Source organism: Lonsdalea quercina, from assembly GCF_900107885.1.
In the GTDB taxonomy this organism is placed as follows: Bacteria; Pseudomonadota; Gammaproteobacteria; order Enterobacterales; family Enterobacteriaceae; genus Lonsdalea; species Lonsdalea quercina.
On record NZ_FNQS01000012.1, the window covers coordinates 13386 to 34627 of the forward strand.

Consider the following 21242-nt stretch of genomic DNA (forward strand, 5'->3'; position numbering starts at 1 on the left):
TAAACAGAGGTGAACTGTCGCCGCGTGGTGATGGGATGCCCTTTTCACGGATAACCAACGCCTATGGACGTATCTGATCTGCTCGACAGTCTGAACGATAAACAACGCGACGCCGTCGCGGCTCCCCGCAGCAACATGCTGGTGCTGGCCGGAGCTGGCAGCGGCAAGACGCGGGTGCTGGTGCATCGTATCGCCTGGCTGATGTCGGTGGAGAACTGCTCCCCGTACTCCATCATGGCGGTGACGTTCACCAACAAAGCCGCCGCAGAGATGCGCCATCGTATCGAACAGCTGATCGGCACCAGTCAGGGCGGCATGTGGATCGGGACCTTTCACGGTCTGGCGCACCGGCTGCTGCGCGCGCATCATCTTGACGCCGGACTGCCGCAGGACTTCCAGATTCTGGACAGCGAAGATCAGCTGCGCCTGCTCAAGCGTCTGATTAAAGCGCTCAATCTGGATGAGAAACAGTGGCCGCCGCGCCAGGCGATGTGGTACATCAACGGCAAAAAAGATGAGGGCCTGCGTCCTCAGCATATCGAGAGCTACGGCAATCCGGTGGAACAGACCTGGCTGCGCGTTTATCAGGCCTATCAGGAAGCCTGCGATCGCGCGGGGTTAGTGGATTTCGCTGAACTGCTGCTGCGCGCTCACGAGCTGTGGCTGAACAAGCCGCACATCCTGCAGCACTACCGGGACCGCTTTAACAACATTCTGGTGGACGAATTCCAGGATACCAACCGCATTCAGTACGCCTGGGTGCGGATGCTGGCGGGCGATAGCGCCCGTGTCATGATCGTGGGCGACGATGATCAGTCCATCTATGGCTGGCGCGGGGCGCAGGTGGAAAATATTCAGCACTTCCTGAACGATTTTCCGCAGGCGTCGACCATCCGTCTGGAGCAGAACTACCGCTCCAGCGCCAACATCCTCAACGCGGCCAATGCCCTGATCGCCCATAACGGCGATCGTCTGGGAAAAAACTTGTGGACCGACGGCGTCGAGGGCGACCCAATTTCCCTGTACTGCGCGTTCAATGAACTGGACGAAGCGCGGTTTGTCGTGAGCCGCATCAAGGCGTGGCAGGAAATGGGGGGAAGCCTGAACGAGTGCGCCATCCTTTATCGTAGCAACGCCCAATCCCGTGTGTTGGAAGAGGCGCTGCTACAGCAGAGCCTGCCCTACCGTATTTACGGCGGGATGCGCTTCTTCGAACGACAAGAAATCAAAGATGCGCTGGCGTATCTGCGGTTGATCGCCAACCGCAACGACGATGCGGCGTATGAACGCGTGGTGAATACCCCGACGCGCGGCATCGGCGACCGGACGTTGGAAGTGGTGCGTCAGGCGGCGCGCGACCGTCAACTGACCCTGTGGCAGGCCACTCGTGCGCTGTTGCAGGAGAAGGCGCTGGCCGGACGCGCCGCCGGCGCGCTGCAACGTTTCCTCGAACTGGTGGACGCGCTGGCTAACGACACGGCCGAGCAGCCGCTGCATGTACAAACTGACCGCGTGATCAAAGACTCCGGTCTGTGGAGCATGTACGAGCAGGAAAAAGGGGAGAAGGGGCAGACCCGCATCGAGAACCTGGAGGAACTGGTCACCGCGACGCGCCAGTACAGCTATCAGGAAGAAGATCAGGACCTGATGCCGCTACAGGCGTTTCTTTCTCATGCCGCGCTGGAAGCGGGAGAAGGGCAGGCGGACGCCTATCAGGATGCCGTTCAACTGATGACGCTCCACTCCGCCAAAGGGCTGGAGTTTCCCCAGGTGTTCATCGTCGGGATGGAAGAGGGCATGTTCCCAAGCCAGATGTCTCTTGAAGAGGGCGGACGACTGGAGGAAGAGCGTCGGTTGGCGTACGTCGGGGTGACTCGAGCGATGCGCAAACTGACGTTGACCTACGCGGAAACCCGCCGCCTGTACGGCAAAGAGGTTTATCACCGTCCATCGCGTTTCATTGGCGAGCTGCCGCAGCAGTGCGTGGAGGAGGTCCGACTGCGCGCCAGCGTATCGCGTCCCGTTAATCAGCAGCGGCTGGGGACGCCTATTTCCGCGAGCGACAGCGGCTATAAGCTGGGCCAGCGTGTCAGCCACGCCAAATTTGGTGAAGGGACGATCGTGAATCTTGAAGGCAGCGGCGACCATTGTCGCGTTCAGGTCGCGTTCCCCGGTCAGGGGATAAAATGGTTGGTGGCGGCTTACGCAAAGCTGAACATCGTATAAACTAACGACTGAACAGATTGTTGCATTAATGGCCTGCGTGCGTGTTGACAGCCTTTTTCATCTCAGCGTAACATGCGCGCATCATTATTCCCGGAGGACCCACGCCTTGGACACACCCAGTCGATACTGGCTCACACACCTATTTCTTAGGTACAACTTCTAAGGCTATCCTCTGTTGCTGATAGCCTTAGTGGTTGTCAGCGATCTCCTCATACATCGCATCGAGTCAGCACCGTCAAACGGACTGGAATTTGATGGTGATTTTTCACCCTCTTTTTAGTGTTTCAAGCGCGTATTGTCCCTGCCAGAACACCTTTAGGGAGCATGACCTATGCTGAGCGCATTCAAGCTGGAAAACAGCCGTTTAACCCGTATGGAAATGGAAGAGGCCGAAGATCTCACTTCATCGTTATGGGTGGATTTGGTCGAACCGGACATTATCGAGCGGGACCAGGTACAAACCCAATTGGGCCAAACCTTGGCGACTCGACCCGAACTGGAAGACATTGAAGCCTCCGCGCGTTTCTTCGAGGATGAAGACGGCCTGCATATTCACTCCTTCTTCTTTTACGAAGATGCGGAAGATCACGCGGGCAATGCCACGGTGGCATTCACCATCCGCGACGGCCGCTTGTATACCTTGCGCGAACGCGAACTGCCGGCGTTTCGCCTGTATCGTATGCGCGCCCGCGGGCAGACGCTGATAGACGGCAACGCCTATGAGCTGCTGCTTGACCTGTTTGAAACCAAAATCGAGCAGTTGGCGGACGAAATCGAAAATATCTACAGCGATCTGGAGGCATTAAGTCGCGTCATCATGGACGGTCGTCAGGGCGACGAGTACGACGACGCGTTGTCGACGCTGGCTGAGCTGGAAGATATCGGCTGGAAGGTGCGTTTGTGTTTGATGGATACCCAACGTGCGCTGAACTTCTTAGTGCGTAAAGCACGGCTGCCGAGCGGTCAGCTGGAGCAGGCGCGGGAAATTCTGCGCGATATCGAATCGCTGCTGCCGCATAACGAATCGCTGTTCCAGAAAGTCAACTTTTTGATGCAAGCGGCGATGGGGTTCATCAATATCGAACAGAACCGCATCATCAAAATCTTTTCGGTGGTGTCCGTGGTGTTCCTGCCGCCAACGCTGGTGGCTTCCAGCTACGGCATGAACTTCGAATTCATGCCGGAACTGAAACTGGCCTTTGGTTATCCGGCGGCGCTGGTGCTGATGGTGTTGGCCGGTCTGGCGCCTTATTTGTACTTTAAACGCCGCAACTGGCTGTAACCGCCGAACAAAAGAAAGGACAGGCCTCGTCGATAGCGACGGGGCCTTTTTTTACGCCAGTCGTTTCTGCTTCTGCTGAGTACGGAGCGCGTCGCCGATAAAAATCGCCAGCGCCAGCCAGATGAAGGCAAAGGTGATCAGTTGATCCTGTGTGAACGACTCGCCGTAGGCCACGACGGCCAGTAAAAACACCAGCGTCGGGCCGATATACTGGAAGAAGCCGAGCGTGGAGAGACGCAGGCGCACTGCGGCGGCGGTGAAGAACAGCAGCGGGACGGTGGTGACGATACCGGCAGAGATCAGCAGCAGATCCAACGACAGCGAGTTCTGCGTTAAGTGACTGGTCGGCGTGTCGGCGAAGCAAAACAGGTACACCAACGCGACGGGGATCAGCCAAAGGGTTTCGACCAGCATGCCCGTCTGCGCATCGACCCCAATCTTTTTACGCAACAGGCCATAGACGGAAAAGCTGAAGGCCAGCCACAGTGCGATAGACGGCAGGGAGCCAAATTTCCACAGCTGCACCAGCACGCCGCATACCGCCAGCGCGACGGCGAGCCACTGCATGGGACGGAACCTTTCGCCTAAAAACACTAGCCCGAGCAGCACGCTGACCAACGGATTAATAAAATAACCCAGGCTGGCTTCCAGCATGTGGTGATGGTTGACGGCCCAGATATAGGTCAGCCAGTTGCTGCCGATGAAGAGGGCGGTCACCGCCAGCATCAGCAACCGTTTTGGCTGTTGCAGGAGGAGGATGGCCTGCTTCCATTGACGACTGACGCTGAGCAGGATGAGAATAAAAAAGAACGACCAAATCACGCGGTGCGAAACAATCTCAGTGGCGGGAACCTGTTCGATGAGTTTGAAATAGGCTGGGGCGATACCCCAGATGATGTAAGCGCCAAGAGCGAACAGGACTCCCTGGCGAGTTTGCTGCGTTTCCATTGTAATTGCTCAGTATAAACAGGGGGAAACGACTATTTTACTCAAAATATAGTCTGCCAACACCCGTCTATTACGATAATTATGGCGGCAATAGTGGTTTTTCCCAGCATGAGATAGGGCGTTATCTGGTAGGTAAAGGTCAGCGCCGTTCCGCCGTGGTACTTTGTAAATAACAGCGGTGAGCAGGAAGTGAAAGCTGGCGCCATACAGAAAAAACCGATTCGTCGTTGCCTATGATGTAACCGGTTAGTTTCTGTGTACAATGCCAGCGGCAAATCAAAAAATAACCTTACGGTCAGTTGGAGAAATACGTGCATGCTTAAAATTTGGGGTGGTATGCTGGCGTTGCTGTTGACGGCGCAGGTCCAGGCGCAGGAAGCCACAGTGCAGGACATTCATGATAAACCGGCGGTCCGTGGCAGCATTATCGCCAGCCTGCTGCAAAAGCATGACAGTCCGTTCATTCTTTACCCATACGAAAATAACTACCTGCTTTACACCTATACCAGCAACATCAACCGGGATGCGATTCAGAGCTATAACTGGGGAAAGAACGCTCGCAAAGACGAGGTCAACTTCCAAATCAGTTTGGGCTTCCCGCTATGGCGCGGTATTTTGGGCGACAACTCGCTGCTTGGCGCGTCTTACACCCAAGGCTCCTGGTGGCAGCTTTCCAATAAAAGCGAATCTTCCCCTTTCCGTGAGACCAACTATGAGCCGCAGATCTTCCTGGGCTGGGCGACGGATTACAGCCTAGCGGGCTGGACTTTACGTGATGTGGAAGTGGGCTTTAGCCATCAGTCTAACGGTCGCTCCGATCCCACATCACGCAGTTGGAACCGTGCCTATGCGCGTCTGATGGCGCAGAACGGCAACTGGCAGGTGGAGCTGAAACCTTGGTTACGTATTTCCGACAGCAAAGACGATAACCCGGATATCACCCGTTACATGGGACATTACCGTGTCCGTGTGGGCTACCTGTGGGGCGACAGCATTTTCAGCGCGGAAGGACGTTATAACTGGAATAGCGGCTACGGCGGCGGTGAGGTCAGCTGGAGCTACCCGCTGACCGAGCATGTGCGCTTCTACACCAAAGTCTTCAGCGGCTACGGCGAATCGTTGATCGACTACAACCATCGTCAGACGCGGGTCGGCGTCGGCGTGACTCTCAACGATATGTTCTAAGGCCGCGTTAGGCCGGTGTTGTCGAGTAGGGTAAGTAAAAGCCTGCACACAAACGTTGCAGTTTTATCAAACGGCGCTGAAAATAGCGCCTGTTTGTTTTTATAAAAGCGGTGAAGGCGTGTCTACGGCAGAAGTATTGAATAAAGAAGCGCTGGCGACGCAGGTGTTGCGCGAAACCTTCGGGTATCAGCAGTTTCGGCCCGGCCAGCAAGCGATTATCAACGCTGCCCTCAACGGGCGGGACTGCCTGGCGATCATGCCCACGGGTGGCGGCAAATCCCTGTGTTATCAAATTCCTGCTCTGGTCATGGAAGGGTTGACGCTGGTGGTGTCTCCGCTGATTTCCCTGATGAAAGACCAGGTAGATCAGCTTCAGGCCTACGGCGTTTCCGCCGCCTGCCTTAACTCTACGCAAACGCGCGAGCAGCAGCATCAGGTCATGACCGGTTGCCGCAACGGCGACGTCAAACTGCTGTATATCGCCCCCGAGCGTCTGACTTCTGAAAGTTTCCTCGATCATCTGTCTTACTGGCAACTGGCGATGATCGCCGTCGACGAAGCGCACTGTATTTCCCAATGGGGACATGATTTCCGGCCGGAGTACCGGGCGCTGGGGCAGGTGAAACAGCGCTTCCCCGGCCTGTCGGTGGTCGCGCTGACCGCTACGGCGGACGACACCACGCGTCAGGACATCGTGCGTCTGCTGGATTTGCACGATCCCCTGATTCACATCAGTAGCTTCGACCGACCTAACATCCGCTATACGCTGGTGGAGAAATTTAAACCGCTCGACCAGCTATGGATGTTCGTGCAAGGCCAACGCGGTAAAAGCGGCATCGTTTATTGCAACAGCCGTGCGAAGGTCGAAGACTTGTGCGCTCGCCTGCAAAATCGCGGCCTGAGCGTGGGGGCCTATCACGCAGGTCTGGAAAACGAACGCCGGGCTCAGGTGCAGGAAGCGTTTCTGCGCGACGATCTACAGGTCGTGGTGGCCACGGTGGCGTTCGGGATGGGGATCAATAAACCTAACGTTCGCTTCGTAGTGCATTTCGATATTCCACGCAACATCGAATCTTATTATCAGGAGACCGGTCGCGCCGGGCGCGATGGCCTGCCTGCGGAAGCGGCGCTGTTTTACGACCCGGCCGATATGGCCTGGCTGCGCCGCTGTCTGGAAGAAAAACCGGCGGGTCCGCAACTGGATATCGAGCGTCACAAACTTAACGCTATGGGCGCGTTTGCGGAAGCGCAAACCTGTCGACGGTTGGTGCTGCTCAACTATTTCGGCGAAGGGCGCCAGCAGTCGTGCGGCAACTGCGATGTCTGTCTCGACCCGCCGAAAAGTTACGACGGACTGGTCGATGCGCAGAAAGCCTTATCCTGCGTATACCGCGTCGGCCAGCGTTTCGGCATAGGCTATATCGCGGAAGTGCTGCGCGGCGCCAATAATCAGCGTATTCGCGAGTTCGGCCACGACAAGCTGCCGGTCTACGGACTCGGCAAAGATAAAACGCAGGAACAGTGGGTCAGCGTGCTGCGCCAGCTAATCCATCTGGGACTGTTAATGCAAAACGTAGTGCAGCACTCCGCGCTGCAACTGACCGAAGCGGCCAGACCTGTTCTGCGTGGCGACGTCCCGCTGCAACTCGCCGTACCGCGGTTGATCAACCTGAAACCGCGCGTCAGCCAGAAATCATACGGCGGCAACTATGACCGCAAACTGTTCGCCAAACTGCGCAAGCTGCGCAAATCCATCGCCGATGAAAACAACATTCCGCCGTACGTCGTCTTCAGTGACGCGACGCTGCTGGAGATGGCGGAAATCCTGCCGGTTACGGCCAGTGAGCTGCTGAACGTCAACGGCGTGGGGCAGCGTAAACTGGAGCGCTTCGGCGTGCCGTTTATGACGCTCATTCGCGAGCATTTGGAAAACGACGATTAAATGGTGCAAGTTCTCATTGCATAACGTCGCCAAGACCATAACAAAGGGAGTTTCATGATGTTCATGTTATTTATGACCGTGGCGCTAGTGCACTTCATCGCTCTGATGAGTCCAGGACCCGACTTTTTCTTTGTTTCGCAGATTGCGGCCAGTCGTTCGCGCCGTGAAGCGATGATGGGCGTGTTAGGCATCACGCTGGGCGTTGTGGTCTGGGCGGCGATCGCCCTGATGGGTCTGCATCTGCTGCTGATGCAGATGGCGTGGCTGCACCGCATCATCACCGTCGGCGGCGGGCTTTACCTGTGCTGGATGGGGTGGCAAATGTTGCGATCCGCGCGCCAGAAGGCGCGACAGCCCGAGGCTACGGAGGCGGAGGTCAGCGTCGATTTGCCCAAGCGCGGCAAGTTCTTCATCCGTGGATTAGTGACCAACCTGTCTAATCCCAAAGCGTTAATCTACTTCGGCAGCGTTTTCTCTCTGTTCGTCGGCGATAGCGTGGGCGAGAGTGCGCGCTGGGGGCTGTTTGCGCTGATTTCGCTAGAAACGCTGGCATGGTTCACTTTGGTCGCGATGGTATTTGCGTTGCCGGTGATGCGCCGGGGCTATCAGCGTTTGGCGAAATGGGTGGACGGTGTGGCGGGCATTCTCTTCGCGGGATTCGGTATTCATCTTATCGTCTCGCGCTAAACGCGAGGTCATGGCGGGCGCTTCGCCATGACCTTTTGCTCGACTCGGGATTATGCCCGACGGGCGGAGGCCAGCAGCGCTCCCACCATAATAAACAGCGAACCGAATATTCTATTCAGTCTGTTCACCTGCCGCGGTCCCTTCAGCCATTTAGCGATCCGTGTCGCCAGTGTGGCATAACCAATCATCACGACAATATCCACGGCGATGGTGGTGACGCCCAGCACCAAATATTGCATGGCCTGTGGCTGATGCGGGATGACGAATTGCGGAAACAGCGCGGCCAGAAACACAATGCTTTTCGGGTTGGTCAAATTGACCAGCACGGCCCGCTTGAACAGTCTGCGCCGCGGCATAGTGTTTGCCAGCGTGTTTAAATCCAGACCGCCTGCGCTGCGCCACTGCTGAATGCCAAGCCAAATCAGATAGCCCGCCCCGACCCATTTGAGCACTTCAAACGCCATTACGGACTGAGACAACAGCGCGCCAAGGCCGATGCCCACCAGCACAATATGACAGGCCAACCCGACCTGCAGGCCGGCAATCGAGGCGACTGCTCCCCGATAACCGTGACTGATGCCGGTGCTCATGGTGTTGATGGCGCCGGAACCCGGCGAAAGACTCAGAATCAATGTGGTCACGAGGTAGGTACACCACCACTCGAAGGTCATGCGTCAATGCTCCCTGAACGTCGCTTTTTATGCCACAATACGCCAACGCCGATCTTTGCGCCAGAGCTCACAAAACCAGGTTTAGCCGTCATGAACAACCGCGAGAATGTGTGATGACTCAGTACCCTGAGTGTCTACTAAACCGGGAGGCGCAGTACGCTGCGTTTGCCAACGGGCCTTTGCTGGACTTCTGGCGGCGGCGGGACGAGGGCGAGTTCATCGGCGTCGATCGCGTCCCCATCCGCTTTGCCCGCTTTACCTCTCCGCGTCATCATCAGGTGGTGATGCTGCTCACCGGCCGCACCGACAGCTATGTCAAATATTCCGAGGTCGCCTACGACCTGTTTCACAATGGTTATGACGTGCTGATGATGGATCATCGCGGGCAGGGACGTTCGGGACGTTTGCTTAAAGACACGCACCGCGGTCACGTCGAGAATTTCAGCGACTATGTGGATGACGTGGCACAGTTCTGGCAACTGCAACTGGCGAAAAGCGGATATAAACGGCGCTTTGCGTTGGCTCACTCGATGGGCGGCGTGGTTCTGGCCGATTTTCTGGCCCGAAGGCCCGAGGCGTTCGATGCCGCCGCGCTGTGCGCCCCCATGTGCGACATCCATCTGCCGATGCCGGAGTGGCTGGCCTGGCGCATTCTGGATCAGACTGAACGTTACCCGAAACTGCGTGACTACTATGCCATTGGCGCCAGCCAGTGGCAGCCATTGCCTTATGTTCTCAACGTGCTGACCCACAGCCGTGCGCGGCATCTGCGTAGTGTGCGTATTTATGCCGACGACCCAGCTTTAAGAATCGGCGGTCCTACCTATCACTGGGTGCGTGAAGCGTTGTTGGCGGGAAGAGATTTGATGTCGAGAGCCGCAAAGATCACGGTACCGCTGCTTGTGCTGCAAGCGGAGGACGATCGGGTGGTGGACAACCGCGGGCAAAATGCATTCTGCGAAGCGATGGCCGCCGCGGGTCATCCGGTGGCCGGAGGGAAGCCGCAGGTAATACGCGACGCTCGACATGACATGCTGTTTGAAGAAGATACGGTGCGTGCCGACGTTTTTCGCCGGATTCTGCACCATTTTGCGCAATATCATTAAATTCCGCGGCCCGGCCGCGTTTAACCTGCGGAGGTTAGATTCCAACGTATGTACCCAATTGTTGCTTCCGATTTGGATGGCACGCTGCTGTCCCCCGCTCATACGCTTACCCCCTATGCCAGAGAAACGTTGCAGTTGCTGACGGAGCAGGGCGTTCATTTTGTCTTCGCCACCGGACGGCATCATAAGGACGTCGCACAGATCCGCGACAGGCTGGGGATCAGCGCGTACATGATCACCTCGAACGGCGCCCGCGTGCACAACACCGATGGAGAACAGCTGGTCAGCCACAATCTGGACAGCGATATCGCGCGCGACCTGTTCGGCATCATGTACGACCGCGAGGACATCCTCACTCACATTTATCGGGGCGATGACTGGTTCATGAGCCGCGCCCGACCGGAAGAGGAGCAGTTCTTTCAGGAGTCCGTCTTCAAGTACCAGCTGTTCGATCCGACGGCGCTGGACACCGACGACGTGGGGAAAGTCTTTTTCACCTGCGACGATCACGAACGCCTGCTGCCGTTGGAAGAGGCGCTCAACGCCCGCTGGGGCGACCGCGTCAACGTGAGCTTTTCCTCGGTAAACTGCCTGGAAGTGATGGCGGGCGGCGTATCGAAGGGACACGCGCTGGAGCAGGTGGCGAAACTCATGGGGCATGGCGTGAAGGATTGCATCGCGTTTGGCGACGGCATGAACGATCTGGAAATGCTCTCAATGGCGGGAAAAGGCTGCATCATGGCGGCCGCCCACCAGCGTTTAAAAGACCGTTTGCCAGGGCTGGAAGTGATCGGCACTAACGCGGATGACGCGGTGCCGCACTACCTGCGCAAATTGTATGCTGCGCTAATCGAACGCTAACGCATCCGTGGTGTGCCAGGATATGTCGAGATGTGAGATGTGTAAGCAGTGTGACAAGGCCAAAAAAATGCTTTACAGGTGCGAATGATAATGATTATTATTGCCATGCGTTCCGGGAAAACCCCTCTGTCTCGATCTTGATGGTTCAGCGAGGTTTTGCTGTGAAAGCACGACATTGCTCACATTGCTTCCAGTATTTATTTAGCCAGCTCGGGTGCTGGCTTTTTTTTGTCTGCACGATTTATGGAAACCAGTTTCCGTAAATGCCGCTATTTTTTTGAATGGTACGGTGAGTTTTTTACGCTATCTTCTCGACGCCTCGTCGCTAGACTGTTCAAAACGACGGAGGAAGCAACGATGATCTATTTACGTCAGGCGCAGCAGCGCGGACATGCCCACCACGGTTGGCTCGACAGCTGGCATACGTTTTCATTTGCCGATTACCACGATCCCGACTTCATGGGATTTTCCGCCCTGCGGGTGATCAATGAAGATCGTATCGAAGGCGGGCAGGGCTTCGGCATGCATCCGCACCGGGATATGGAAATACTGACCTATGTGCTGTCCGGCACCATTGAACATCAGGACAGCATGGGGAATCACGAGCGGATCCCGGCCGGGGAGTTCCAGATCATGAGCGCGGGCACCGGTGTTCGCCATTCGGAATACAATGCCAGCCCGGATGCGTTGCTGCATCTGTATCAGATCTGGATTATCCCGGACCGTAAAGGCCTGACGCCGCGCTATGAGCAGCGTCGTTTTGACGACAAGCAGGGCAAACAGCGGGTATTGTCGCCGGAGGGGCGCGATGGTTCTCTCAAGGTCTTTCAGGACATGTCGCTGTGGCGCTGGGCGCTGAAGGCGCAGGAGCAGGCGGTGCATGACATAGAGACCGGCCGCCGCGTCTGGATCCAGGTCGTGCGCGGCACGGTCACGGTGAACGGACAGTCGGCGAGCGCCAGCGATGCGTTGGCGTTATGGGACGAAAGCACGCTCTCAATCAGCGCGGATGAAGAGAGTGAAATTCTGCTATTTGATTTACCGCCGGTGTAAGGAGCAGTGCCTGCATGCAATGAAGCGCATTATGGCAAGCCGGGGCGTTGGCCGTTTCAACCATGTCGGCGCCGTTTCAACGCGCAATCACGTTTCGACCCATGCTGCGAAGACGTTCTCAGCCGTCATGAAAGTCGGGGTAATCCGGTATGGTATCGATACTCACTCCCCGGTTTTTTGTTAGACTCCGACTACTTTCCTCGAGTTGGATAGCCACGGATGATCAAGAAGAAAAGACCGGCTCTTCAGGATGTCGCAGATCGCGTCGGCGTCACGAAAATGACGGTCAGCCGCTATCTGCGCAATCCTTCCCAAGTGTCTGCTACGCTGCAAAAGAAAATTGCCGCCGTCCTGGACGAACTGGGATACATACCCAACCGCACGCCCCATATTCTGGCCAACGCCACCAGCCGCGCCATCGGCGTTCTACTGCCTTCCCTGACGAATCAGGTCTTTGCGGAAGTACTGCGCGGCATTGAGCAGGTGACGGAAGCGCGGGGTTACCAAACCATGCTCGCGCACTATGGCTATCACCCTGAAAAAGAAGAGCAGCGCTTGATGTCGCTGCTGTCTTACAATATCGACGGCTTGATACTGGCGGAACGCACCCACACGGATCGTACCCGGCAGATGATTAACGTCTCCGGTATCCCGGTCGTAGAGCTGATGGATTCTGTGTCGCCCTGTCTGGATATGGCGGTGGGTTTTGACAACATAGAAGCCTCACGACAGATGACGCGGCACATCATCGGGCGAGGACGTCGACACGTGGTGTATCTGGGCGCGCGGCTGGACGAACGTACCCTGATGAAACGGCAGGGCTATGAGCTGGCGATGCAGGAGGCGGGTTTAACCCCCCACAGCGTGATGAGCGAAAGCGCCTCGTCTTATACGTTGGGCGGTGAATTGCTGCGGCGAGCGCAGATGGAATGCCCGGACATCGACAGCGTGTTCTGCACCAACGACGACCTGGCGATCGGCGCGATTTTCGAGTGCCAGCGTCAGGGACTGAGTATTCCCCGGCAGATGGGGGTTGTCGGTTTCCACGGTCATAACATCGGCCAGGCGATGGTTCCCCGCTTGACGAGCGTCCTGACCCCGCGTGAGCGTATCGGCGAAGTGGGCGCCGAAATGCTGCTGGCGCGTCTGAACGGCGAGCCGGTGACGTCGGCCCTGCACGACGAAGGTTTCGAGCTACTGCCCGGCGACAGTTTGTAAGTCAATCCCTCGCGGCGCCTTATCCCCAAGGCGCCAGTACGCGATGTCTCCCTCCTCATGCCACATAGGCTGCTTCTCCGCAGGCGGATTCGACAACGGCAACGTTGGCGGCCGGCTCGTTTTGGTCGAAAAATCCATCATCGCCAAAGGCGACCTTCTCTGCTGGCAATATTTGATCTTTATCCCAAACTGTAAATTAAGTGCTGCCGGTTAGTTCCAGTTCTTAACATGTTACCGGTATCATGATACCGGTAACATTACGGGTATTGCCCGTTTCCCTGATGGTGCTTCACCCATCGCATCTGATGTTTCATCGCTGCTGCCGTACTCGGCCATAGATGGGCCGTAGCAGAATCACCTTCGCCTGCGTTCTCCGGTGGTTGCCGGGAGCGATGAGGCTCTGCCGGAGAAAGGTTATGCCATTAGTCATCGTTGCTGTCGGTGTCGCCATACTGCTGTTATTAATGATTCGATGTAAGTTGAATGGATTTATCGCGTTGGTGTTGGTGGCTCTGGCCGTCGGGATTTTGCAGGGCATGCCGGTGGATAAAGTCATCGCGTCTATCAAAAACGGGGTCGGCGGAACGTTGGGCAGTCTGGCGCTTGTCATGGGTTTCGGCGCGATGCTGGGGAAAATGCTGGCGGACTGCGGGGGAGCGCAACGGATCGCTACCACCCTGATTGACGGGTTCGGCCACAAAAACATCCAGTGGGCCATCATGCTGACCGGTTTTACCGTAGGCTTCGCCTTGTTCTATGAGGTCGGTTTTGTTCTGTTGCTGCCGCTGATATTCAGCATCGTCGCCTCCGCGCGTATTCCTTTGCTGTATGCCGGCGTGCCGATGGCGGCGGCGTTGTCCGTCACCCACGGTTTCTTACCGCCGCATCCCGCGCCGACGGCTATCGCCGCCATTTTTCATGCCGATATGGGCAAAACGCTGCTGTACGGCACGTTGCTCGGGATCCCCACCGCCATACTGGCCGGTCCGGTTTTCGCCCGTTTTCTGAAAAAAATCGACAAGCCGGTGCCTGAAGGTCTTTACAACCCTAAGCAATTTTCCGAAGACGAAATGCCCAGTTTCGGCGTCAGCGTTGGCACAGCGCTGGTGCCGGTGATGCTGATGGCGGTAAGGGCGATTGCTGAAATGGTCTTGCCGCAAGGACATGCGCTGCTGCCTTACGCGGAGTTCTTCGGCGACCCGGTGATGGCGACGTTGATTTCGGTGCTGATCGCGATTTTTACCTTCGGCCTTAATCGTGGACGCACGATGGATGAAGTGATGGCCACCGTCTCTGATTCCATCAAAATCATTGCCATGATGCTGTTGATTCTGGGCGGCGGCGGCGCTTTCAAGCAGGTGTTGGTCGACAGCGGGGTGGATAAATACATCGCCCACATGATGGAAGGTAGCAGCTTGTCGCCGCTGTTCCTGGCCTGGTTGATTGCCGCGACGCTGCGCATTGCGCTCGGCTCGGCGACCGTGGCCGCCATGACGGCGGGCGGCATCGCCGCACCGCTGATCGCCACGACCGGCGTCAGTCCGGAACTGATGGTGATAGCCGTGGGGTCCGGCAGCGTGATTTTCTCTCACGTCAACGATCCCGGCTTTTGGCTGTTCAAAGAGTATTTCAACCTGACCATTGGCGAGACGCTGAAATCCTGGTCGGCGCTGGAAACGATCATCGCGGTCTGCGGGTTGCTCGGCTGTCTGCTGATGAGCCTGGTGGTCTGACGCGGAGCCTCTGCCGGGCGGGTCCCGGCAGAGCGCCGGGTTACAGCTGGAGGTAGGCGCGGATGCCGTCGAGGAACATTTGCGTGGAGAGCATCACCAGCACCAGCCCCATCAGTTTTTCCAACGCGCTGACGCCTTTGTCTCCCAGTAGTCGCAGAAACAGGTTGGACATCAGCAGGATCACAAAAGAGATGCCCCAGGCGATAAACAGGGCCAGCGTCAGGTGAGCCAGCTTCTGCGGATATTGGTGGGACAGCAGCATCAGCGCCGCCAATATCGACGGGCCGGCGACCAAAGGGATCGCCAGCGGCACCAGAAAGGGTTCATCGTTTTCCGGCAGGTCGTTGGATTCATTTTTCGGCGAAGGGAATATCATGCGAATCGCAATCAGGAACAGGATGATCCCGCCGGAAATCGACACGGTCTCAGTACGCAGGTTCAGCACCGCCAAAATTTTCTCCCCCGCGAATAGAAAAATCAGCATCACGCCCAGCGCAATCACCATTTCCCTGATCAACACGATGCGACGACGTTTGGCGGGTAGGGGCTTCAGTACCGACATAAAAATCGGCATGTTTCCCAGAGGATCCATGATGAGCAGTAGTAGAACGGTGGCTGAGATCATTTCGGTCATGTGGCGGTTGACTCCTGTCTTCATGAGGCGCGAATTCGCGCGCGGTTATTAGCTGTGCTGCTGAAAAAGCCGACGAGATTGAATAAATTAACTTGCGACTTTACGTACATTTTGTAAGGTTGAAGGCCATCACTTTAAACAATGTTACTGCCAGTAACGGCAGCCAGACTCCTTTTTGTCACCCCCAAGCAGGACAGCAAACATGAAAAATGTTGGTTTTATCGGCTGGCGCGGAATGGTCGGTTCGGTACTCATGCAACGCATGGTAGAAGAACGCGATTTCGATGCCATCCGCCCGATCTTCTTTTCCACTTCCCAGCACGGCCAGTCGGCTCCTACGTTCGGCGGGCAGCAGGGCGTATTGCAGGATGCCTACGACCTGGAGGCGCTGCGGGCGCTGGATATTATCATCACCTGTCAGGGCGGCGATTATACCAACGAAGTCTATGCGAAGCTGCGTGAAAGTGGCTGGCAGGGTTACTGGGTTGATGCGGCGTCCACGCTGCGCATGAGCGATGACGCCATTATTATTCTGGACCCGGTCAACCACGCGGTGATTCAGCAAGGGTTGAATGACGGCATCAAAACGTTCGTCGGCGGCAACTGCACGGTCAGTCTGATGCTGATGTCGCTGGGCGGCCTGTTTGCAAACGACCTGGTGGATTGGGCGTCCGTCTCGACTTACCAGGCGGCGTCCGGCGGCGGCGCTCGCCACATGCGCGAACTGCTGGTGCAGATGGGGATGCTGAATGCAGAAGTGGCGAAAGAGCTACAGAGTCCGGCCTCCGCCATTCTGGATATCGAACGTAAAGTGACGGCGCTGACCCGTAGCGGCACGCTGCCGACCGACAATTTCGGCGTCCCGCTGGCGGGCAGTCTGATCCCGTGGATCGACAAACAGCTGGATAACGGCCAGAGCCGCGAAGAGTGGAAAGGACAGGCGGAAACCAACAAGATTCTGGCGACCCGCGATGTGATCCCGGTCGACGGTCTGTGCGTGCGCGTCGGCGCGTTGCGCTGCCACAGCCAGGCATTCACCATCAAACTGAAGAAAGACGTGTCGGTGCCGGAAATTGAACAGCTGCTGGCCAGCCACAATGACTGGGTGAAAGTCGTGCCGAACGATCGCGAGCTCAGCATGCGTGAACTGACGCCTGCGGCCGTGACTGGTACGCTGTCTACGCCGGTGGGCCGTCTGCGCAAGCTGAATATGGGCCCGGAATATCTGTCCGCCTTCACCGTCGGCGATCAGCTGTTGTGGGGCGCGGCGGAACCGCTGCGTCGTATGCTGCGTATCCTGCTCTAAATGATATCGCCCCAGCTGCGCAGTTGGGGCGATTTTCCTTCCTGCCGTTTTCCTACTTCCTGTCGGTTTTCGTTACCGTACTCGCGTTCTCGCAGGAGGCACGGTCGTAGATAGGGGTTAATGGTTCTGTGGTCCCGCCGTCCCGGCATGCCGGGATGGAACCGCGTCTTCCACGTATTGCTGCGCCCGCTGGCGCCGGTAGTGCTCCAGCCAGGCGCTGACGCGCTGCTGCTGATTTTCGTCCAGCCACATACCGAGCTTGGTTCTGCGCCACAGCGCATCTTCCACAGAGACGACCCACTCATGTTCGACCAGATAGCGCAGTTCGGCCTCATAGAGCATATGCCCGAAGTGTTCGCCCAGTTCGCCGACGCTGTGCGCATCGCCCAGAAGCCGTTCGGTCTGGCTGCCGTAAGTGCGGCTGTAACGTCGGGCTAAAGACTCCGGCAGGTTATAACGCTGACGCAGGCGGGATGCGTATTCGTCGCGGGAGCCATGAATGTCGCCGCCCGGCAGCGTCGCCTGCTGCGTCCAGGATTTGCCGGCCTGCGGGTAGTATTTCGCCAGCTTGTCCAGCGCATGTTCCGCCAGTTTACGGTACGTGGTGAGCTTGCCGCCGAAGACGGATAACAGCGGGGCGCGCCCCTGATCGTCGTCGATCGCCAGCGTGTAATCGCGGGTGATAGCCTGCGGCGAATCGGACTCGTCGTCACAGAGCGGTCTTACCCCGGAATAGCTCCAGACGATGTCACCGCGGTTCAGCGGTTTCTTGAAATAGCGATTGTAGATGTCCAGCAGATAATCGACTTCGTCGTCATTGATGCTGACATGACGCGGATCGCCGTGGTACTCCATATCGGTGGTGCCGATGATGGAGAACTCATCCATCCAGGGAATGACGAAGACGATGCGGTGATCCTGATTTTGCAGAATGTAGGCCTGCGGTTCGTTATGAACTTTCGGCACCACGATATGGCTGCCTTTGATCAGCCGGATACCGTAGGGCGAAGGCAGCGCCAGCCCGTCATCGAAGAAACTTCGCACCCACGGTCCCGCTGCGTTCACCAGCCCTTTAGCCTGCCAGCTGTGCGTCTCGCCGGTCAGCGCATCTTCCGCCTCGACGTGCCACAGACCGCCGATACGGCGCGCACGCGTGACTTTGGTGCGGGTACGTACCTTGCCGCCGCGGCGCTCTACCTCTTGTGCATTCAGCACCACCAAGCGGGCGTCGTCGACCCAGCAATCGGAATATTCGAAACCGCGCGTCATCTCCGGTTTCAGCGCCGACTCGGGTCCAAAACGCAGACCGCAGCTGGCCGGGAGGCTGACGCGTTTGCCCAGATGGTCGTACATAAACAGCCCTGCGCGGATCATCCATGCCGGACGCAGATGAGGTTCATGGGGCAGGCGAAAGCGCAACGGCGATATGATGTGCGGCGCCATTTTCAACAGGACTTCGCGTTCGGATAGGGCCTCGCCAACCAGCCGGAATTCGTAGTGTTCCAGATAGCGCAGGCCGCCATGAATCAGCTTGGAGCTGGCGGAAGAGGTGGCGCAAGCCAGATCCTGCGCTTCCAACAACAGCACTGACAGGCCTCGGCCCGCCGCATCCGCAGCGATACCCGCGCCGTTGATTCCCCCGCCGATCACGATCAGGTCTTTGGTTTCCACGTTCCCCTCCGCCGTATTCCGCATAAATGTTCGTTTTCGCTCACGATGATAATCGCAAACAAACATTCAAGCCAAGGTTTAACCAAATAAATACATTTATACGTGACTCAGTTAACAATAATGGGGCCGTGGTGAGAGAAATGTGCTCTTCCTCCCGGCTTTTGTGGGGCCGAGCGAGGGGAGTGCGATACAATCGACACAATTCGATAACAATGGGGGCGGAGAATCATGGAGCAGTTTGAGGCGATTGATGTAGAGGAGGCTTATCAGCGCTGGCAGTCGGGTGAGGTACTGGTCGATATTCGAGACCGGCAAAGTTTCGCCGCTGCGCACGTGCCGGGAGCGGTCCATCTGACTAATGACACGCTGAACGATTTTGTCGACGGGGCGGATTTTGAGCAGCCTGTGATGGTGTTGTGCTATCACGGCATCAGCAGCCGCAACGCCGCCCAATACCTGCTTAGCCTTGGATTTTCCTCCGTGTACAGCGTAGACGGCGGTTTTGAAGCCTGGCAACGCCGCTTCCCGCAAGAAACATCGGCGGGCTGACGTGGATTCGTTAGGGACGGCGCTGATTTTCCCGTGCTAAATGATTTAGAATCAAGCTCATTGAACGATACAGCGAGAAGCATAACCACCATGATCCGGATTATCGCCTTACCCAACCCGCGCCAGGCACAGGCGTTCGTGGATTACATGCGCACACAGCACATTCGGCTGGCGATACGCGTCAACGACGGTGAGTATGAGCTGTGGCTGCAGGATGATAGCGAGCTGGCGCGGGTGGATAAGGAGCTGGATCGTTTCATGGAAGAGCCATGGCATGCGCGATACCAGGCGGCCAGTTGGCAAAGCGGCACCACGCGCACGGGATTGCGCTATCCTGCTTTTTCGTTGGTTGGCGAACTTCGTCAGCGGGCGGGGCCGTTGACGTTGGCCGTACTGGTCGTCACCGTCGCCGTTTATCTCCTGATGCAGTTCTACGGCGTTGAACGGATGATGCTGCTGCTGTCCTACCCGGAGAGTGGTCAGGCGATGCAACTGTGGCGTTGGTTTAGCCATATCCTGCTGCATTTCTCGTTGCTGCATATCCTGTTCAACCTAATGTGGTGGTGGTATCTCGGCGGGCCGGTAGAAAAAACGCTCGGTACCCGCAAGCTGTCCGTCATCCTGCTACTGTCCGCGGCGCTCAGCGGCTGGGTGCAGTCGTGGTTCAGCGGCGTCTATTTCGGCGGCCTTTCCGGCGTCGTCTATGCCCTGATGGGCTATGTCTGGCTACGGGGAGAGCGGCAGCCTGACGGGCCGTTGCATCTACAGCGGGGACTGATGGTGTTCTCCGTTCTGTGGCTGGTCGCGGGCTATTTCGATATCTTCGGCATGTCCATCGCCAACGGCGCCCACATTGCCGGGTTGGTGGTGGGACTGCTGATGGCGTGGTGGGATACTGGGCGTCGCATATCGTCGGAGAAGGGGTAACCATGAAGCAAACGCAGCGACATGAGGCCATTATCGAACTGGTGCGTCAACAGGGCTACGTCAGCACTGAAGAGCTGGTAGCGCATTTTTCCGTCAGCCCGCAAACCATCCGTCGCGATCTTAACGATCTGTCCGAGCGGAATCAGATCCACCGTCATCACGGTGGCGCCGCACTCCCTTCCAGCTCCGTCAATGCCGCCTATCAGGACCGCAAAACGATGTGGTCGGATGAAAAAGCCCGCATCGCCCGACAGGTCGCCAGTCAAATCCCGGATGGCGCGACGCTGTTTATTGATATCGGCACCACGCCGGAAGCGGTCGCGCACGCGCTGATGAACCACAAGGGGTTACGTGTGGTCACCAACAATCTCAACGTGGCGACCCTGTTGAAAAGCAAAGACGATTTCCGCCTGATCCTGGCCGGCGGCGAGGTGCGTAGCCGCGATGGCGGCATCATTGGCGAGGCGACCCTGGACTTCATTTCTCAATTCCGCCTCGACTACGGCATTCTTGGGATCAGCGGCATCGATATGGACGGCTCCCTGCTAGAGTTCGACTACCACGAGGTTCGCACCAAGCGTGCAATCATCGATAATTCCCGCTGCGTGATGCTGGTCACCGACCATTCCAAATTTGGCCGTAACGCGATGGTGAATCTCGGCAACATGGATTTAATCGATTATTTGTTCACTGATCGACTGCCGCCTGCTGGCGTGCTGAAAATTATCGAAAAATCTAAGGTGCAGCTGTCATTGTGCTGAGGTAGACGTGTCAGTTATTCCTCTGTTTTATCGCCGCAACGGCCGGATGCCGGAACATAAGTGTTCCCCGTCGGCGAAGATATAACGCGTTGATCTTGCTATGCCTATCAGCGGAAATTGCACGATGATCATTAGCTAGATTATAGTTCCGCTATACCCTGCTTGGATGCAGGCGTTCGATTAGGTTGCCATCTACCGCCGGTGACGTGATGCAGGAAACGTCTGCATCAGTCACTCTCACCGGCGACCATCCGGACATTGGAGCGACAGACTCCGTCGTGGCTTTCTAGGTTATGCTCGCACTGTGGCGATCCGGCAGCCTGGCGACGCGACGGTATCGCCCATTGATATCGCTCTTAGCCCTAGAAGGAAGGAGTATGATCGCTACGCGCCTGACGAGGATGAAGCGCAGAGCTGATCCCGGCAACCGCTGGCTGAATGGTTTTTTCCCGGAGAGCTATCGACAACCCCGCACTGTTAAA

19 protein-coding genes are annotated in these 21242 nt (G+C 57.0%); 15 read left to right on the top strand and 4 right to left on the bottom strand.

Annotation, left to right across the window (positions count from 1 at the left end):
• The first annotated feature begins 63 nt into the window (after window positions 1-63).
• From uvrD to corA, 3 genes are all read left to right on the top strand, one after another.
• A complete protein-coding gene (uvrD, locus tag BLU64_RS14605; RefSeq protein WP_074729203.1) occupies window positions 64-2226 on the top strand; it encodes a DNA helicase II in 2163 nt (720 codons plus the stop codon).
• Window positions 2227-2254: 28 nt separating this feature from the next.
• Window positions 2255-2389, top strand: coding sequence for a YsgD/CorL family protein (gene ysgD / locus BLU64_RS17915; protein WP_394296379.1), 135 nt, complete (start codon window positions 2255-2257; stop codon window positions 2387-2389).
• 168 nt (window positions 2390-2557) lie between these two features.
• Complete coding sequence (gene corA / locus BLU64_RS14610; protein ID WP_026744274.1) at window positions 2558-3508, top strand: magnesium/cobalt transporter CorA; 951 nt, start codon at window positions 2558-2560, stop codon at window positions 3506-3508.
• 51 nt (window positions 3509-3559) lie between these two features.
• Here the strand turns inward: corA and rarD are convergent, their stop codons facing one another.
• The gene (gene rarD, locus BLU64_RS14615) at window positions 3560-4456 is read right to left on the bottom strand and encodes an EamA family transporter RarD (protein WP_074729205.1); all 897 of its coding nucleotides are present in this window, start codon (window positions 4454-4456) and stop codon (window positions 3560-3562) included.
• A gap of 315 nt (window positions 4457-4771) precedes the next feature.
• On the opposite strand from rarD, the gene pldA reads away from it, so the two are divergent.
• The 3 genes from pldA to rhtC all read left to right on the top strand — a co-directional run bounded on the left by pldA (window position 4772) and on the right by rhtC (window position 8270).
• Window positions 4772-5641 carry a phospholipase A gene (pldA, locus tag BLU64_RS14620; RefSeq protein ID WP_074729207.1) on the top strand — a complete coding sequence of 290 codons (870 nt, stop codon included), beginning with the start codon at window positions 4772-4774 and terminating at the stop codon, window positions 5639-5641.
• A 118-nt stretch (window positions 5642-5759) separates the two neighbouring features.
• Window positions 5760-7583 carry an ATP-dependent DNA helicase RecQ gene (gene recQ / locus BLU64_RS14625; protein ID WP_026744271.1) on the top strand — a complete coding sequence of 608 codons (1824 nt, stop codon included), beginning with the start codon at window positions 5760-5762 and terminating at the stop codon, window positions 7581-7583.
• Between the two features lie 57 nt (window positions 7584-7640).
• Complete coding sequence (gene rhtC, locus BLU64_RS14630) at window positions 7641-8270, top strand: threonine export protein RhtC (RefSeq protein ID WP_026744270.1); 630 nt, start codon at window positions 7641-7643, stop codon at window positions 8268-8270.
• A 50-nt stretch (window positions 8271-8320) separates the two neighbouring features.
• Here the strand turns inward: rhtC and rhtB are convergent, their stop codons facing one another.
• A complete protein-coding gene (gene rhtB / locus BLU64_RS14635) occupies window positions 8321-8941 on the bottom strand; it encodes a homoserine/homoserine lactone efflux protein (protein WP_074729208.1) in 621 nt (206 codons plus the stop codon).
• 113 nt (window positions 8942-9054) lie between these two features.
• Here rhtB and pldB point away from each other — a divergent pair, with 113 nt between their 5' ends.
• From pldB to gntT, 5 genes are all read left to right on the top strand, one after another.
• On the top strand, window positions 9055-10047 hold the full coding sequence (gene pldB / locus BLU64_RS14640; RefSeq protein ID WP_074729210.1) for a lysophospholipase L2: 993 nt from the start codon (window positions 9055-9057) through the stop codon (window positions 10045-10047).
• Between the two features lie 48 nt (window positions 10048-10095).
• On the top strand, window positions 10096-10908 hold the full coding sequence (gene yigL / locus BLU64_RS14645; RefSeq protein WP_026744267.1) for a sugar/pyridoxal phosphate phosphatase YigL: 813 nt from the start codon (window positions 10096-10098) through the stop codon (window positions 10906-10908).
• 357 nt (window positions 10909-11265) lie between these two features.
• Window positions 11266-11961 (top strand): pirin family protein, encoded by a 696-nt coding sequence (locus tag BLU64_RS14650; protein ID WP_026744266.1) that lies wholly within the window; start codon window positions 11266-11268, stop codon window positions 11959-11961.
• 222 nt (window positions 11962-12183) lie between these two features.
• Complete coding sequence (gene gntR, locus BLU64_RS14655; protein ID WP_074729268.1) at window positions 12184-13179, top strand: gluconate operon transcriptional repressor GntR; 996 nt, start codon at window positions 12184-12186, stop codon at window positions 13177-13179.
• A gap of 416 nt (window positions 13180-13595) precedes the next feature.
• Complete coding sequence (gntT, locus tag BLU64_RS14660) at window positions 13596-14912, top strand: gluconate transporter (RefSeq protein ID WP_026744264.1); 1317 nt, start codon at window positions 13596-13598, stop codon at window positions 14910-14912.
• Window positions 14913-14952: 40 nt separating this feature from the next.
• On the opposite strand, the gene BLU64_RS14665 is transcribed toward gntT, so the two are convergent.
• Window positions 14953-15546 (bottom strand): YhgN family NAAT transporter, encoded by a 594-nt coding sequence (locus BLU64_RS14665; protein ID WP_026744263.1) that lies wholly within the window; start codon window positions 15544-15546, stop codon window positions 14953-14955.
• Window positions 15547-15748: 202 nt separating this feature from the next.
• On the opposite strand from BLU64_RS14665, the gene asd reads away from it, so the two are divergent.
• Window positions 15749-16852, top strand: a complete 1104-nt coding sequence (asd, locus tag BLU64_RS14670; protein ID WP_074729212.1) for an aspartate-semialdehyde dehydrogenase — start codon at window positions 15749-15751, stop codon at window positions 16850-16852.
• Between the two features lie 117 nt (window positions 16853-16969).
• Here the strand turns inward: asd and glpD are convergent, their stop codons facing one another.
• Window positions 16970-18523 carry a glycerol-3-phosphate dehydrogenase gene (gene glpD / locus BLU64_RS14675; RefSeq protein ID WP_081825747.1) on the bottom strand — a complete coding sequence of 518 codons (1554 nt, stop codon included), beginning with the start codon at window positions 18521-18523 and terminating at the stop codon, window positions 16970-16972.
• 228 nt (window positions 18524-18751) lie between these two features.
• Between glpD and glpE the strand changes: the two genes are divergently transcribed.
• The 3 genes from glpE to BLU64_RS14690 all read left to right on the top strand — a co-directional run bounded on the left by glpE (window position 18752) and on the right by BLU64_RS14690 (window position 20760).
• The gene (gene glpE, locus BLU64_RS14680) at window positions 18752-19072 is read left to right on the top strand and encodes a thiosulfate sulfurtransferase GlpE (protein WP_026744261.1); all 321 of its coding nucleotides are present in this window, start codon (window positions 18752-18754) and stop codon (window positions 19070-19072) included.
• A gap of 90 nt (window positions 19073-19162) precedes the next feature.
• Complete coding sequence (gene glpG / locus BLU64_RS14685; protein ID WP_026744260.1) at window positions 19163-19999, top strand: rhomboid family intramembrane serine protease GlpG; 837 nt, start codon at window positions 19163-19165, stop codon at window positions 19997-19999.
• Between the two features lie 2 nt (window positions 20000-20001).
• A complete protein-coding gene (locus BLU64_RS14690) occupies window positions 20002-20760 on the top strand; it encodes a DeoR/GlpR family transcriptional regulator (protein WP_026744259.1) in 759 nt (252 codons plus the stop codon).
• Window positions 20761-21242: the final 482 nt, after the last annotated feature.